This window comes from Kumtagia sp. (assembly GCF_059502445.1).
Genome location: NZ_JCACER010000019.1, coordinates 27,340 through 41,190, shown reverse-complemented (window position 1 = coordinate 41,190; position 13,851 = coordinate 27,340). Strand labels below are relative to the sequence as shown.

Here is a 13,851-nt window from a genome sequence, read left to right as displayed (position 1 = left end):
TCGCGTGCGGCCCTTCGTACAGCTGCGCCATGACCTGGGATTTCTGGATCGACAGAGGCGGCACGTTCACCGACGTCATCGGGCGGGCGCCGGACGGGCGCCTGCATGCCCGCAAGGTCCTATCCGACAACCCGGAATCCTATCGTGACGCCGCCGTCCATGGCATCCGGCTCGTGCTCGGCCTGAAGGCGGGCGAGCCGATCCCGGCGGGCACGGTCGGCGAGGTGCGCATGGGCACCACCGTCGCCACCAATGCCCTGCTGGAGCGGAAGGGCGAGCCGACGGCGCTGCTGACCACCCGCGGCTTCCGCGATGCGCTCGACATCGGCTACCAGGCGCGCCCCGACATCTTCGCGCGCAACGTGGTTAAGCCCGACCTGCTCTACAGCCGCGTCGCCGAAGTCGACGAGCGCGTGCTGGCCGACGGCACGGTGGAGAAGGCGCTGGACGACGATGCGGTGCGCGCCGCGCTGCGGGATATTCGGGCCGCCGGATACGGGTCGATCGCCATCGTCTTCATGCATGGCTACCGCTACCCCGAGCACGAGCGCCGCGCCGCCGGCATCGCGCACGAGTTGGGCTTTCCGCAGGTCTCGGTCAGCCACGAGGTCTCGCCGCTGGTCAAGTTTGTAGGGCGCGGCGACACCACGGTGGTGGACGCCTATTTGTCGCCGATCCTGCGCCGCTACGTGGCGCAGGTGGAGGACGAGCTGGAGGTGAGGCGCACCGGCGCGCGCGTGCTGTTCATGATGTCGTCGGGTGGGCTCACCGAGGCGGCACGATTCCAGGGCAAGGACGCCATCCTGTCGGGCCCCGCCGGCGGCGTCGTCGCGCTGGCGCAGACCGGCGCCGAGGCCGGGTTCGACAAGGTCATCGGCTTCGACATGGGCGGCACGTCCACCGATGTCGCGCATTTCGACGGCGAGTACGAGCGCGCCTTCGAGACCGAGGTGGCGGGCGTCCGCATGCGGGCCCCGATGATGCTGATCCACACCGTGGCGGCGGGAGGCGGCTCGGTCCTCCACTATGACGGCTCGCGCTTCCGCGTCGGCCCGGATTCCGCCGGCGCGAATCCCGGTCCCGCCTCCTACCGCCGGGGCGGACCGCTGACCGTCACGGACGCCAATGTGATGGTCGGCAAGCTGCGGCCCGAATTTTTCCCGCCGATCTTCGGTCCCTGCGAGGACCAGCCGCTGGACGCGGCACTGGTGCGCGAGAAATTCGAAGCGCTGGCGGCGGAGATCGGCGATGGGCGCAGCGCCGAGGAGATCGCCGACGGTTTCCTGAAGATCGCCGTCAACAACATGGCCGAGGCGATCAAGAAGATCTCCGTGCAGCGCGGCTACGACGTCACGCGCTACGCGCTGAACGGCTTCGGCGGCGCGAGCGGACAGCATGTCTGCCAAGTCGCCGACGCGCTGGCGATGAAATCGGTGCTGGTGCACCGGTTCTCGGGCCTGCTGTCGGCCTACGGCATGGGCCTGGCGGACATACGCTGCGTGCGCCAGAAATCGCTCGAGGCGCCGCTTGCCGCCGACCGCGCCGCCGACATCCTGAACGTGGCGCGCGAGCTGGGGAAGGAGGCGCGCGCCGAGTTGGTGCGGCAGGGCGTGGCCGAGGACCGGATCGCGGTCAGCGTCCAGGCCCATGTCCGCTATGCCGGGACCGACACGCCGCTTGCCGTCGCGGCTTTCACCGCCGGGGGCGGCGAACGCCTCGAACGGGCCGGACGGGCCATGTCGGTCGATGACATGCGCGGCCGATTCGAGACGGCGCACCGCGCGCGCTTCGGCTTCCTCGACCGCAGCAAGGCGCTCATCGTCGAAGCGGTCTCGGTGGAGGCGAGCAGCGGCACCGCGGCGCCCGCATCGGCATCCTCCAGCCGACCCGACATCATGGCGCCGCCGCGGCCGGCCGATCGGACACGATTCTTCTCGGACGGCCGGATGCACGATGCGGCGGTGCATCGCCGGGAAGCGTTGTCGCCCGGACATCTCGTGCAGGGACCGGCGCTTATCATCGAATCCCATCAGACCGTGGTCGTCGAGGCCGGCTGGCAGGCCCGGCTGACGGCGCAGGGCGATCTGGTGCTCGAACGCTACCTGGCGCTGCCGAAGGCGACCGCGATCGGCTCCGAGGCCGATCCGGTGATGCTGGAGATATTCAACAATCTGTTCATGTCCATCGCCGAGCAGATGGGCGTCACGCTGCAGAACACCGCCTATTCGGTCAACATCAAGGAACGGCTCGATTTTTCCTGCGGCGTGTTCGACGCCGGCGGCGCGCTGGTCGCCAACGCACCGCATATGCCGGTGCATCTGGGGTCGATGGACCGCTCCGTCGAGGCGGTCATCCGGCAGAACGCGGCGATCCGGCCCGGCGACGTCTATGCGCTCAACGCGCCCTATCGCGGCGGGACGCATCTGCCGGACATCACCGTCTGCACGCCGGTGTTCGACAGCGGCGGCGCTTCGATCCTGTTCTGGGTCGCCTCGCGCGGCCACCACGCCGATATCGGCGGCACGACGCCCGGCTCGATGTCGCCGTCGGCGCGGACCATCGAGGAAGAGGGCGTCTATATCGACAATTTCAAGCTGGTGGAGGAGGGCGCCTTCCGCGAGGAGGCGCTGCTGGAACTTCTCCAGGGCGCCCGCTATCCGGCGCGTAACGTCGTGCAGAACGTCAACGACCTCAAGGCCCAGGTCGCGGCGAACGAGAAGGGCGTGGCCGAGCTGCGCCGCATGGTCGAGCAGTTCGGCCTCGAAGCGGTGATCGCCTATATGGGGCACGTCCAGGACAATGCCGAGGAGAGTGTTCGTCGTGTCATCGGCAAGCTCAGGGATTCATCCTTCAGCTATCCGATGGACCAGGGCTGCGCCATCCAGGTGCGGATAGAAGTCGATCACGACAGGCGCGAAGCGGTGGTGGACTTCACCGGCACCTCGGGGCAGCGCAACGACAATTTCAACGCACCGGAGCCGGTGACGCGCGCCGCCGTGCTCTACGTCTTCCGCGCGCTGGTGGACGACGCCATTCCCATGAATGCCGGCTGCCTGCGGCCGATCCGCATCGTGCTGCCGGAGAACTCCATGCTCTCCCCGCAATGGCCGGCGGCGGTGGTGGCCGGAAATGTCGAGGTCAGCCAGGCGGTGACCAATTGCCTTTTCGGCGCGCTGGAAGTCTTGGGATCGGCGCAGGGCACCATGAACAATCTCACCTTCGGCAACGACAGATACCAGTACTACGAGACGATCTGCTCCGGCGCCCCCGCCGGGCCCGGCTTCAGCGGCACGCGCGCCGTGCATACCCACATGACCAACTCGCGGCTGACCGATCCGGAAATCCTCGAGGCGCGCTTCCCGGTCGTGCTCGAGGATTTCCACATCCGCGCCGGCTCGGGCGGCCGCGGCCGCTGGAATGCCGGCGACGGCACCAGCCGCACCATCCGGTTCCGCGAGACGATGGCATGCTCGATCCTGTCGGGGCACCGCAAGGTCGCGCCGTTCGGGACGCTGGGCGGCGAGCCCGGCGCGCTGGGCCGAAACGTGGTGCGGCGCCTGGATGGCGCGCTGGAAGAGCTCGCCGGCTGCGCCGTGACCGAGCTCGACGCAGGGGAGGCCATCACCATCGTGACGCCGACCGGCGGGGGTTTTGGCAGGCCCGAGGATGCGGATTGAGCTGCCGTCGGCTCGCCGCGATGAGCCGGCGCGCCCGGTGATGGAAGATCGCGGCGGGATACGGCGCCCGGAAATCTGCATCGTGACGGCCGGACGAGCGCTCCCGGCCAGCCGACATGATGCGCAGGCTATTGCGGATAGGTGCCGGGCACGCAGCGCCCGCTGTCGGTGGCGCGCGGGTCGCATTCCGAGGCGCTCACATCCGCGCCGCCGCCGCTTTGGCAGCCGGCCAGAATGGCGGCGGAGAGTGCGATCAAGAGCAGCCGGCGCATCGTCATCATGTTTTCCCGATCTCGGCAGTGTCGGTCCGTGCCTTGCCGGATGGCAACAAGGCGACGCGACTTCTTCTCACACTCAGCTCTGCGAGACAATATCGACGGATCCGCCGCGAGCGGCGCCGGTGTTTTCGCTTGAACGGTCCGGATGCCCATGCGATGAACCGGGCATTCACTGGGAAGGCCGGATCGCCGGCGACAGCTGGTGCCGAATCCCACACGGGCGCAACAGGCTGCACGCGTCTTTTCAAGGCAAGACATCCGGGATTTCCATGAAGGGGCCGCCTCCGAACGTCAAGCATCCGATGCCGATGCATCCGCGCGTCGGCTTCCTGAAGCCGCTGGTCGAGGCAGAGAACATCGAGATCGGCGAATTCACCTACTATGACGACCCGGCCGGCCCGGAGCATTTCCTCGAGAAATGCGTGCTCTACCACTATCCCTTCATCGGCGACCGGCTGGTGATCGGCCGCTTCTGCGCATTGGCGCAGGACGTGAAATTCATCATGAACGGCGCCAACCATGCGATGTCCGGTTTCTCGACCTATCCGTTCAACATCTTCGGCCATGGCTGGGAGGAAGGCTTCGACGTGGACACCTGGCGGCGGGAGGTGCGCGGCGACACCATCGTGGGACACGATGTCTGGCTCGGAATGGAGACCCTGGTGATGCCCGGCGTGAAGATCGGCAGCGGGGCGATCGCGGCGGCGCGCTCGGTGGTGACGCAGAACGTGCCGCCCTATGCGATCGTCGCCGGCAATCCGGCGCGGGTGGTGCGGACGCGCTACGATGCCGCGACCGTGGCGCGGCTGCTGGCGCTCGCCTGGTGGGACTGGCCTGTCGACAGGATCAGCCGCAACCTGGATGCCATCCGCGGCGCCGATCTCGCCGCGCTGGAGGCCGGGCAATGAATGCGCCGGCCGCGCAGGCGACATCGGAGGCAGGCTATTTCGGCAAGCCGTGGGTCTTCATCCGCAGCGTGCCGTCGATGGCGCTGCTGCCGCCGCAGGGACCCGCCGAGATCGCCTTTGCCGGCCGTTCCAACGTCGGCAAATCCTCGCTGATCAATGCGCTGGTCGGCAAGAAGGGGCTGGCGCGGACATCGAACACGCCGGGCCGCACCCAGGAGCTCAACTATTTCGTGCCGGACGGCCATTCGGGCGAGGCAGGCGACCTGCCGCCGCTGGCGCTGGTCGACATGCCCGGCTACGGCTACGCCAAGGCGCCGAAGACCGAGGTCGAGCGGTGGACGAAGCTGGTGCTCGACTATCTGCGCGGGCGGGTGACGCTGAAGCGGGTCTATGTGCTGATCGACGCCCGCCACGGCATCAAGCCGGTCGACGAGGAGGTGCTGACGCTGCTCGACAAGGCGGCCGTCTCCTACCAGATCGTGCTCACCAAGATCGACAAGATCAAGGCGGCCGGCGTGCCTAAACTGCTGGCGGAAACCGCGGAGAAGACGAGGAAGCGCCCGGCGGCCTATCCGGAGATCATCGCGACTTCGTCGGAGAAAAGTGCCGGCATCGACGACCTGCGCGCGGCGATCACGCTGGCGGCGACGCAGTAGGGATCGCGGACGCCGGGGACAGCGGCACTCGAACGGAAACGCAGGGGACAGTTTACTTTTTTCGGCCCGCGCGACTTCTGAACTGCTGCGGCTTTTCTGCCGAAAGAAAGTAAACTGTCCCCGGCACCTGCGTCATCCCTGTCGCGAACGTCCTGCGCTAATTTCGGGTTGTCGGTAGACGGGCAAAACCGTCCCCTGGACCCTCCTTCTCCGCCCCGTACGCCTTCAAAAACACGTCCACCCCCGCCGTCACCACCCGCTCCAGCTCGGCTTCGCTCGGTGTCGTGCTGCGATAGCCGTACAGGCACTGGCGGAACAGGCGCGCCATGCACAGGTCGGCGAACTGGTAGGCGGCCAGGTCGATGTCGGCGATGGCGAGATGCCCGGCTTCCACTTCGCGCGTCAGATAGGCGGCGAGCTTGTCGTGGCCGCGCTTGGGCCCGCGTTCGTAGAAGCGCACGCCCACCTCCGGCATGCGTTCGCAGATGCTGATCACCGTGCGTTGCGCCTTCAGCACGGTGGGCGAGGTGATCTTCCTCGCCAGTGCCAGGCCATAGGCGAGCAGGATCTCGCGCACGTCGCCGTCGCGCTCCAGCACCTGGTAGAGGTCGGCGTAGATGGTTCGCCGCTCTTCCTCGATGAGGGCCTCGAACAGCTCTTCCTTGTTGGCGAAATAGACGTAGATCGTGCCTTTCGACACGCCCGCCTCGCGGGTGATGTCGTTCATCGACGCGGCGTCGAAGCCCATGTTGATGAAGACGCGGCGCGCGCCTTCCATGATCTGGCGACGCTTGGCGGGATCCTGGCCCGCGGCGGGGCGGCCCTTGCGGCCGCATTCGTCTGTCTCAATGATCCGGTCCTCCAGGACCTTCGGTTCGGCAGACATTTGCTCCTCGAACTATTTCGAACCGATCGGTTCGATTGGTCTTGATATGGTCGCTTCCCTACGCTATGTCAACGTCGAACCGAACGGTTCAGTTCAATTGCTAGGCTCCCCGAATCATGTCCGTCCGCACCGCGAAACCCGCCGCATCCGAGACGCCTGCCGTGTCTGCTGTCCATCCGTTCCCCGCCATGAAGTCCGTGCCGGATGTCGAGCATCCAGCGCCGGTGGCGGAGCGTCCCTTACCCATCGCGCCGCCTGCGGCAGAGACTAACGTTTCCGCGCCCAAGAACAAGAAGCGTTCTGCGAAAAGGTTTCTTTTGCCCATTATTGCGGCCGGCCTGCTCGCGGCTGCCGGCTGGTACGGTTACGACTATTGGACCGAGGGCCGTTTCATGATCTCGACCGACGACGCCTATGTGCAGGCCGACATGGCCTTCGTGGCACCGAAGATCACCGGCTACGTGGCGCGCCGCGACGTTCTGGAGAACCAGCACGTCAAGGCAGGCGACCCGCTGATCACCATCGACGACGGCGACTACCGCATCGCGCTGGAGCAGGCGCAGGCGCAGGTGGACGTGCAGAACAAGTCGCTCGTCCGCATCCAGGCGCAAACCGAGGCGGCGCGCGCCGCCCTTGCGCAGGCGCAGGCGCAGAAGGCCTCGGCCGTGGCCGGGCAGCACAACGCCCAGCTCGCTGCCGGTCGCGCGAGCCAGCTCCTCAAGACCAAAGTTGCCACGCAGGCGCAGGTCGACGACGCCAACACCGCGCTCGAGCAGGCCGATGCGACGCTCGCCGGTGCCGACGCGCAGATCCAGAGCGCCCAGGCCAATATCGGCGTGCTGGAGGCGCAGTACCAGGAAGCGCAGTCGACGCTGCGCAATCTCGAGCTCGCCCGCGACAAGGCGGCGCGCGATCTGTCCTTCACCGTGCTGCGCGCGCCCTATGACGGCGTGGTCGGCAATTTCGCCGTCGAGCAGGGCGACCTGGTGTCGCCCGGCCAGAAGCTCGCGGTGGTCGTGCCGATGGAAAAGCTTTATGTCGTCGCCAACTTCAAGGAGACGCAGCTCGGCCACCTCGTCCCCGGCGAAAAGGTGAGGCTGTCGGTCGACGCCATCGACGGCACCGAACTTGAGGGCACCGTGTCCTCGCTGGCGCCGGCATCCGGCGCCGTGTTCTCGCTGCTGCCGGCCGAGAACGCCACCGGCAACTTCACCAAGGTGGTGCAGCGCGTGCCGGTGCGCATCGACGTTTCCGCCGAAGCGCTGGCCTCGGGCAAGCTGCGGGCCGGCCTTTCGGTGATCGTCGACGTCGACAGCCGTACCGCGCCGCCGGCCGGCGGGGCGACCGCGGCCAAGACGCCGGACACGGCGGTGAACTGAGGTTCTTGCCGGAGGCACGACAATGGCCACCGCAACCATCACCGGCGCGCCGCCGCGGCGCGAGGACGCCATGCCGGACACCCGCCGCATCATCGCCTTCTTCGCGATGGTGTTCGGCATGTTCATGGCGATCCTGGACATCCAGATCGTCTCGGCCTCGCTTACCGAGATCCAGGCGGGGCTGAGCGCCAGCTCCGACGAGATATCGTGGGTGCAGACCGCCTATCTGATCGCCGAGGTCATCATGATCCCGCTGTCGGGCTTCCTGGCGCGGCTCCTGTCGACGCGCGTGCTGTTCACCGTCTCGGCCGCGGGCTTCACAGCGGCAAGCGCGCTTGCCGCCACCGCCACCAATATCGACCAGATGATCGTCTACCGGGCGATCCAGGGCTTCATCGGCGGCGGCATGATCCCCAGCGTGTTCGCCGCCGCCTTCACCATCTTCCCGCCGTCGCGGCGCGCCATGGTGTCGCCGATGATCGGCCTCGTCGCCACGCTGGCGCCGACCATCGGGCCGACCGTCGGCGGCTATCTTACCAATGCCTTGTCCTGGCACTGGCTGTTCCTGATCAACGTGATTCCCGGCATTCTCGTCGCCACCGCCGCCTGGTCGCTGATCGACTTCGACAAGCCGGAGCACGGGCTGCTGGCGAAGTTCGACTGGTGGGGGCTGGCGGGCATGGCGGCCTTCCTCGGCTCGCTCGAATATGTGCTCGAGGAAGGCCCGAACAACGACTGGCTGCAGGACGAGAGCGTGTTCATCTTCGCCATCGTTCTGGTCGTGGGCGCCGTGATCTTCTTCTGGCGCGCCTTCACGCGCGAGGAGCCGATCGTCGACCTGCGCTCCTTCCGCAACGTCAATTTCGCCTTCGGCTCGGTGTTCTCCTTCGTCATGGGCATCGGCCTCTACGGGCTCACCTATCTCTATCCGCTCTTCCTCGGGCGCATCCGCGGCTACGATTCGCTGATGATCGGCGAGGCGCTGTTCGTCAGCGGCCTGGCGATGTTCTTCACCGCTCCGGTCGCCGGCTTCCTGTCGCGCAAGATGGACCCGCGGCTGATGATGATGATCGGCTTCGTCGGCTTCGCCGCCGGCACCTGGCGCATGACCTACATCACCGCCGACTGGGATTTCTACGAACTGCTGCTGCCGCAGATCCTGCGCGGCACGTCGCTGATGCTGTGCATGGTGCCGATCAACAATCTGGCGCTGGGCACGCTGCCGCCGTCCATGATCAAGAACGCGTCGGGCCTGTTCAACCTGACGCGCAATCTCGGCGGCGCCGTCGGCCTCGCCGTCATCAACACCGTGCTCACCGACCGCGGCGTGCTGCACTACGAGCGGCTTTCCGAGCACGTGACCTGGCGCAATCCCGAAGCCGTCCAGCAATTGGACAACATGGCTGCCAACTTCCAGGCGCACGGCATCGACGGGGCGACGGCGGCGCTGTCGAACCTGAGCAACATGGTGCATCAGCAGGCGATGCTGATGTCGTTCATGGACGTGTTCTACCTGCTGACCATGCTGTTCGCCTCGCTCGCGCTGTTTTCCGTGATGATGCGCAAGCCACCGGCCGCAGCCGGCGGGGGCGGCGGCCACTAAGCAGGTTGCGCCGGCTTCGCCGCCCGGCCGTTGCAATTTAGCCCTTTCGAGCAGGACGCGAATGTCCGGACAATGGTGGAATTGCCCGGAGTTCGCCGCGACCGTTGTCAGCATCCGTCAGGATGATTTTTCCTCATTTTATCCCCGCCCCTCCCGGCCGGAGCGACAATCCCGCCGCCTGTGCTGGAAAGGAGGCGGCGGTGGACTGGGATGCGGCAATCGAGAAGAATCGCGAGGCGCTGAAGCGCATCCTCGCCATGCTCGTCGCCATGGCCGGGCTGGATCTCGGGGAACTCAGGGGACAGTTTACTTTGTTTCGGCAGAAGGGCACAGCCGCTTCAAGGTTGTCGCGGGCCGAAAAAAGTAAACTGTCCCCGGCACTTGCGCCGGCACTCGACCCCTCGCTCACCCTTCCCCGCCGCCTCCACCGCGCCATACTCCGGCTGCTGCGCCCGGCCGAAGCGGCGGTGCGGCGCCTCATCGTCGTGGCCGCGCGCGGCCTCGTCGTCGCCTTGCCGGCGCCCCGGCAGAAACCGCAGCCGAAATTCCGGCCCGGAGCCGGCCCCGTCCGCATGCCGGCGCGGCCGAAAACCCGCGCCCGGCGCGCGACCCTGCCTCTGCTCGATCCGCTAAAACCCTGGAACCGCCGCCCGTGGCTGGCGCCCAGGGGCGTGCCGCGCATCTCCGTTCCCGGTATCACCGAGCCGTTCCGCATCCCCGCCTGGTCGCCCAACGATCCGATCGACGCGAGGCGGCTGGACTCGCGGCTGCGGGCGCTGGTTTTGGCGCTGGACGACCTGCCCGGCCAGGCAAGGCGCTTCGCCCGCTGGCGGGCACGCCGCGACGCCGCCCTCGCGCGCGAGCGGGAATCCGGCGGTCTGCGCCGGTTCGGCCGCTTCTCGCCGCTGAAACCCGGCCGGCCGCCGGGCTGGCAGCGAAAACCCACCCATGAGGTGCACGAGGTGTTGGACGTCCTGCACGGACTTGCCCAGTGGGCGCTGGAGCCGCCCGACACGTCGTGACGGCAGCGTCTGCTCGATATGAAAGCTGCCCCTCCGGGCACAAGGCGAACGGCCACAGCGGATTCTTCGCTGCGTGGCGACGATGGCTGCTGCCGGCGAACGAAGCCGGACGGCTTCAGGCCGCCGGTGCGCTGACCGGCCGGCTGCGCGCCTCGGCGATGTCGACATGCTCGGCGAGCAGGAAATAACCGGGCTCGTTCTTCTCCATGAACTGCCGCACCTTGACGACATGCTCGGCGAAGCGCTCGGTGCCGTGCACCCGCTGGTGGTCGGCGATCGAATCGAAGGTGCTGACCATGTCGCAGTGATGCCGTCGAGGCCGCGGTGCAGCCGGCTGCCCCGCCAGCCGGGAACGATGCCGCGCGAGCGCCGCAGATGGGCCTGCTGCAGGGCTATGAATTCGTCCATGCAGCCGGGCTTCACGGTGAAGATGTTGATGAAGACGACCGGGCTGACGGTGTCGTCGATGAAGTCCATGCGCGCTCTCCTGAAACGGTGGGCATCAGGCTAGGACCTCAAGCTCGGTTGAGGTCAAGCGCGTCGGGGAACGCGAAAAGCGAAGCGCTCCGCCTCGGTCGCGGATGCGGCGCGAAGGGTGCGGAGCGCTTGTCGGACGCGCGGGCGGTGAAGCCGGAAACCGCCCGCATGTCCGATAGCCTGAGACGGCGGGTTTCCGGCCCCGGCCTCTTCGGCCGGGATGGGAATTACATCTTCGGCAGCAGAACCTTGTCGATGACGTGGATGACGCCGTTCGATTGCTCGACATTGGCGATGGTGACGTTGGCGACGTTGCCGTTCTCGTCCTCGATCATGATCTTGTCGCCCTGGTATTTCGCGGTCCAGGTGCAGCCGCCGACGGTCTTGACCGGATGGGCGCCCTTGTCGTCGTCGACCATCTTCATGATGTCGGCCGACAGCACCTTGGCGCCGACCACGTGGCAGGTCAGGATTTTGGTCAGCTTGTCCTTGTTCTCCGGCTTCAGCAGCGTCTCGACCGTGCCTGCCGGAAGTGCCGCGAAGGCCTCGTTGGTGGGGGCAAGCACGGTGAAGGGTCCGGCGCCCTGCAGCGTCTCGACCAGGCCGGCGGCCTTGACGGCGGCGACCAGCGTCGTGTGGTCCTTCGAATTCACGGCATTCTCGACGATGTTCTTGTCAGCATACATCGGCGCTCCGCCTACCATCGGGTTCGCGGCATAGACTGCCGTCGCGGCGAGCGCGAACGCGGAGGCGAAGAGGGCTGCGGTGACCTTGCGCATTTCGGGATTCTCCTTGGTTGCTTCCCGTCTGGCGGGCGACACAAAGAGTTACGAGACAAAGCGAAGAAGAGTTTCAGGGCGGCGATGTCGCGACGGAATCCGCGCATCGCGAATGTTTGAAGCACCGGACAGCGTCCCGGGGAAAAGTTGGCCGGGCCATATCGCGAGGCAACGCAAGACAATCAGAAAATCCCACACAACCAGCAAGCCGAAGCTCAACTGTGGAACGTATGAGTCAGACAGGTGGAACGGGAGAGGGAGTGCGGGCAGCATCATTCGCTGGCCGCTGCGTGCCGACCCTAAAGCCGCAACAGGTCGCCCAGGGAGATCACCGGGCCGGTCGGCAGGCCGGTCGGCGAGCCGCCCGCCGGTTCGAGGCTGATCGCCAGCTTGGCGCCCGCGGCGAGCCTTCCGCCGACCTCCGCCTCGACCGGAAGCTGTGCCGTTTCGCCGGCCGGGATGACGCCCATGGAGATGGGCTGGTTGGCGCCTTCGATGACCCAGAGTTCGAAGTCTCGGCCGGCGGCCCTTTCGCCGGAGACATGGCGCAGGTCGACCTGGCCCGCGGCGGGATCGTACAAGGCGACGTAGCGAACGTCGCTGTCCGCCGCCGAGAGCGAGGCGACCAGACGGTCCTGCGGAGCGGGCGGGCGCACCGCGAAGGGCAGCAGGATGGCGAGGGCCAAAGCGGCGACCGCCGCGGCCGCCAGCCCGCGCCAGAAGGCGAGGCTCGACCACAGGCCCGGCCGCGACCGTTCCCCGCCTTCCGGGAACAGCCGCCTGTCGAGCCCGGCCTTCACCGAGGCCGGCGGCTCGACGGGCGCGTAGGCGGCAGCCATCGGCGCGAAATCGCCCTCCCAGCGCTCGACGAGCCGCGCGAAAGCCGGCTCCGCCTCGATGCGCCGCGCCGCCGCTGCCCGTTCCTCGGCGGACAGCACGCCGAGCACGAATTCGGCGGCGAGCAGGTCGTCGCCACCTTCGTCCGGCAGTCTGTCTTCCACGATGCTCATCGTTCGAGGCATTCCCTGAGTTTCAGCAGGCTGCGCCGCAGCCAGGTCCGCATGGTGTTCAGCGGCACGCCATGGCGAGCCGCCAGTTCCGCATAGCTCTCTCCCCGGATATAGGCGCCGCGCACCGCTTCAGCCCGGTCGGTGTCGAGTTCCTCGAGGCAGCGGTGGATGCGACCGGCCTCGCCGCCGGCCGCCGCCAGCGCCTCGGGATCGGGAGCCGGATCGGCGATCTCGGCGGCTTCCTCGATGCCGGCCGCCGTCTGCCGGCGCTGGCGCAGCCGGTCGATCGCGTGGTTGCGCGCGATCGCCACCAGCCAGGAGATCGGGCTGAGGTCGGAGGCGGCGAAGCGATCCGCCTTGGTCCAGATCTTGACGAATACCTCCTGCAGCGCTTCCTCGGCCTCGGAACGATCGTTCAAGACACGCAGGCAGACACCGAAGAGTTTCGCGCTGGTCTGGCGGTAGAGGAGGTCGAAGGCGGCGCGATCCTTCATCGAGACGCGCACGATCAGCCGCGTGACATCCGGCTGTCCCGCCGGAGACCGGTCACCTGCGGAGGCTGACGCTTTCGGTTCCATGCACGGCCAGACTATCACGATTTCGGACCATCACCACTGGCGGCCGCGCATCCGCTTCCGTCCGCGTCTGGCGCATGGGACCTTGCGCGCGGCTTCGGCCGGCATACCATCGTCGAAACTGATCAGCGCCGATTGGAGACGTCATGATCGCCGGCCATCTCGCCCTCGTCGTCGCGGCCCTGTTTTCCGGAGCGGCCGTCTACATCAACCTGGTCGAGCATCCGGCCCGGCTTTCCCTCGACGACCGCGCCCTGCTGGCGCAATGGAAGCCCTCCTACAAGCGCGGCTACGCCATGCAGGCGACGCTGGCGCTTGTCGGCTTCCTGCTCGGGCTCGCCGCCTGGTGGCAGACCGGCGGCTGGCCATGGCTCGCCGGCGCGCTGGTCCTGGTCGCCAACTGGCCGTTCACCCTGATCGCCATCCGGCCGGTCAACGACGTGCTGATGGGAATGGACCCGGCGCAGGCGGGACCGGACAGCCGCGATCTCCTGCGGAAATGGGCCGGCCTGCATGCCGTGCGCACCACTCTCGGCCTCGCCGCGACCGTCATCTTCCTGCTGGCTTCGTCCTGGTAGATCGTCGATCGGCGAATGGCCGC

At 67.3% G+C, this 13,851-nt stretch carries 13 protein-coding genes; 7 read left to right on the top strand and 6 right to left on the bottom strand.

Annotated elements, in window-relative coordinates:
* Nucleotides 1-29 precede the first annotated feature (29 nt).
* The gene (locus AC5JDC_RS07910) at nucleotides 30-3,677 is read left to right on the top strand and encodes a hydantoinase B/oxoprolinase family protein (RefSeq protein ID WP_495840647.1); all 3,648 of its coding nucleotides are present in this window, start codon (nucleotides 30-32) and stop codon (nucleotides 3,675-3,677) included.
* Nucleotides 3,678-3,805: 128 nt separating this feature from the next.
* On the opposite strand, the gene AC5JDC_RS07905 is transcribed toward AC5JDC_RS07910, so the two are convergent.
* Nucleotides 3,806-3,955 (bottom strand): lipoprotein, encoded by a 150-nt coding sequence (locus tag AC5JDC_RS07905; RefSeq protein WP_495840646.1) that lies wholly within the window; start codon nucleotides 3,953-3,955, stop codon nucleotides 3,806-3,808.
* A 269-nt stretch (nucleotides 3,956-4,224) separates the two neighbouring features.
* On the opposite strand from AC5JDC_RS07905, the gene AC5JDC_RS07900 reads away from it, so the two are divergent.
* Nucleotides 4,225-4,863, top strand: a complete 639-nt coding sequence (locus tag AC5JDC_RS07900) for a CatB-related O-acetyltransferase (RefSeq protein ID WP_495840645.1) — start codon at nucleotides 4,225-4,227, stop codon at nucleotides 4,861-4,863.
* Nucleotides 4,860-5,519, top strand: coding sequence for a ribosome biogenesis GTP-binding protein YihA/YsxC (gene yihA / locus AC5JDC_RS07895; RefSeq protein ID WP_495840643.1), 660 nt, complete (start codon nucleotides 4,860-4,862; stop codon nucleotides 5,517-5,519). The genes AC5JDC_RS07900 and yihA overlap by 4 nt, the downstream gene beginning before the upstream one ends.
* Nucleotides 5,520-5,676: 157 nt before the next feature.
* On the opposite strand, the gene AC5JDC_RS07890 is transcribed toward yihA, so the two are convergent.
* Nucleotides 5,677-6,405, bottom strand: a complete 729-nt coding sequence (locus tag AC5JDC_RS07890) for a TetR/AcrR family transcriptional regulator (protein ID WP_495840641.1) — start codon at nucleotides 6,403-6,405, stop codon at nucleotides 5,677-5,679.
* A gap of 116 nt (nucleotides 6,406-6,521) precedes the next feature.
* On the opposite strand from AC5JDC_RS07890, the gene AC5JDC_RS07885 reads away from it, so the two are divergent.
* The 3 genes from AC5JDC_RS07885 (at nucleotide 6,522) to AC5JDC_RS07875 (ending at nucleotide 10,409) form a co-directional block, all read left to right on the top strand.
* On the top strand, nucleotides 6,522-7,784 hold the full coding sequence (locus AC5JDC_RS07885; RefSeq protein WP_495840639.1) for an HlyD family secretion protein: 1,263 nt from the start codon (nucleotides 6,522-6,524) through the stop codon (nucleotides 7,782-7,784).
* Between the two features lie 22 nt (nucleotides 7,785-7,806).
* Nucleotides 7,807-9,387 (top strand): DHA2 family efflux MFS transporter permease subunit, encoded by a 1,581-nt coding sequence (locus AC5JDC_RS07880; protein ID WP_495840637.1) that lies wholly within the window; start codon nucleotides 7,807-7,809, stop codon nucleotides 9,385-9,387.
* 200 nt (nucleotides 9,388-9,587) lie between these two features.
* Nucleotides 9,588-10,409, top strand: coding sequence for a hypothetical protein (locus AC5JDC_RS07875; protein WP_495840635.1), 822 nt, complete (start codon nucleotides 9,588-9,590; stop codon nucleotides 10,407-10,409).
* A gap of 115 nt (nucleotides 10,410-10,524) precedes the next feature.
* On the opposite strand, the gene AC5JDC_RS07870 is transcribed toward AC5JDC_RS07875, so the two are convergent.
* The 4 genes from AC5JDC_RS07870 to AC5JDC_RS07855 all read right to left on the bottom strand — a co-directional run bounded on the left by AC5JDC_RS07870 (nucleotide 10,525) and on the right by AC5JDC_RS07855 (nucleotide 13,253).
* On the bottom strand, nucleotides 10,525-10,707 hold the full coding sequence (locus tag AC5JDC_RS07870) for a hypothetical protein (protein ID WP_495840633.1): 183 nt from the start codon (nucleotides 10,705-10,707) through the stop codon (nucleotides 10,525-10,527).
* 406 nt (nucleotides 10,708-11,113) lie between these two features.
* Nucleotides 11,114-11,665 carry a fasciclin domain-containing protein gene (locus AC5JDC_RS07865; RefSeq protein ID WP_495840631.1) on the bottom strand — a complete coding sequence of 184 codons (552 nt, stop codon included), beginning with the start codon at nucleotides 11,663-11,665 and terminating at the stop codon, nucleotides 11,114-11,116.
* A gap of 299 nt (nucleotides 11,666-11,964) precedes the next feature.
* Nucleotides 11,965-12,675, bottom strand: coding sequence for an anti-sigma factor (locus AC5JDC_RS07860; RefSeq protein ID WP_495840629.1), 711 nt, complete (start codon nucleotides 12,673-12,675; stop codon nucleotides 11,965-11,967).
* The gene (locus AC5JDC_RS07855) at nucleotides 12,672-13,253 is read right to left on the bottom strand and encodes a sigma-70 family RNA polymerase sigma factor (RefSeq protein WP_495840627.1); all 582 of its coding nucleotides are present in this window, start codon (nucleotides 13,251-13,253) and stop codon (nucleotides 12,672-12,674) included. Before AC5JDC_RS07855 ends, AC5JDC_RS07860 begins: the two co-directional genes overlap by 4 nt.
* 143 nt (nucleotides 13,254-13,396) lie before the next feature.
* On the opposite strand from AC5JDC_RS07855, the gene AC5JDC_RS07850 reads away from it, so the two are divergent.
* Entirely contained in the window at nucleotides 13,397-13,828 is a 432-nt protein-coding gene (locus AC5JDC_RS07850; RefSeq protein WP_106772973.1) for an anthrone oxygenase family protein, read from the top strand.
* Nucleotides 13,829-13,851 lie beyond the last annotated feature (23 nt).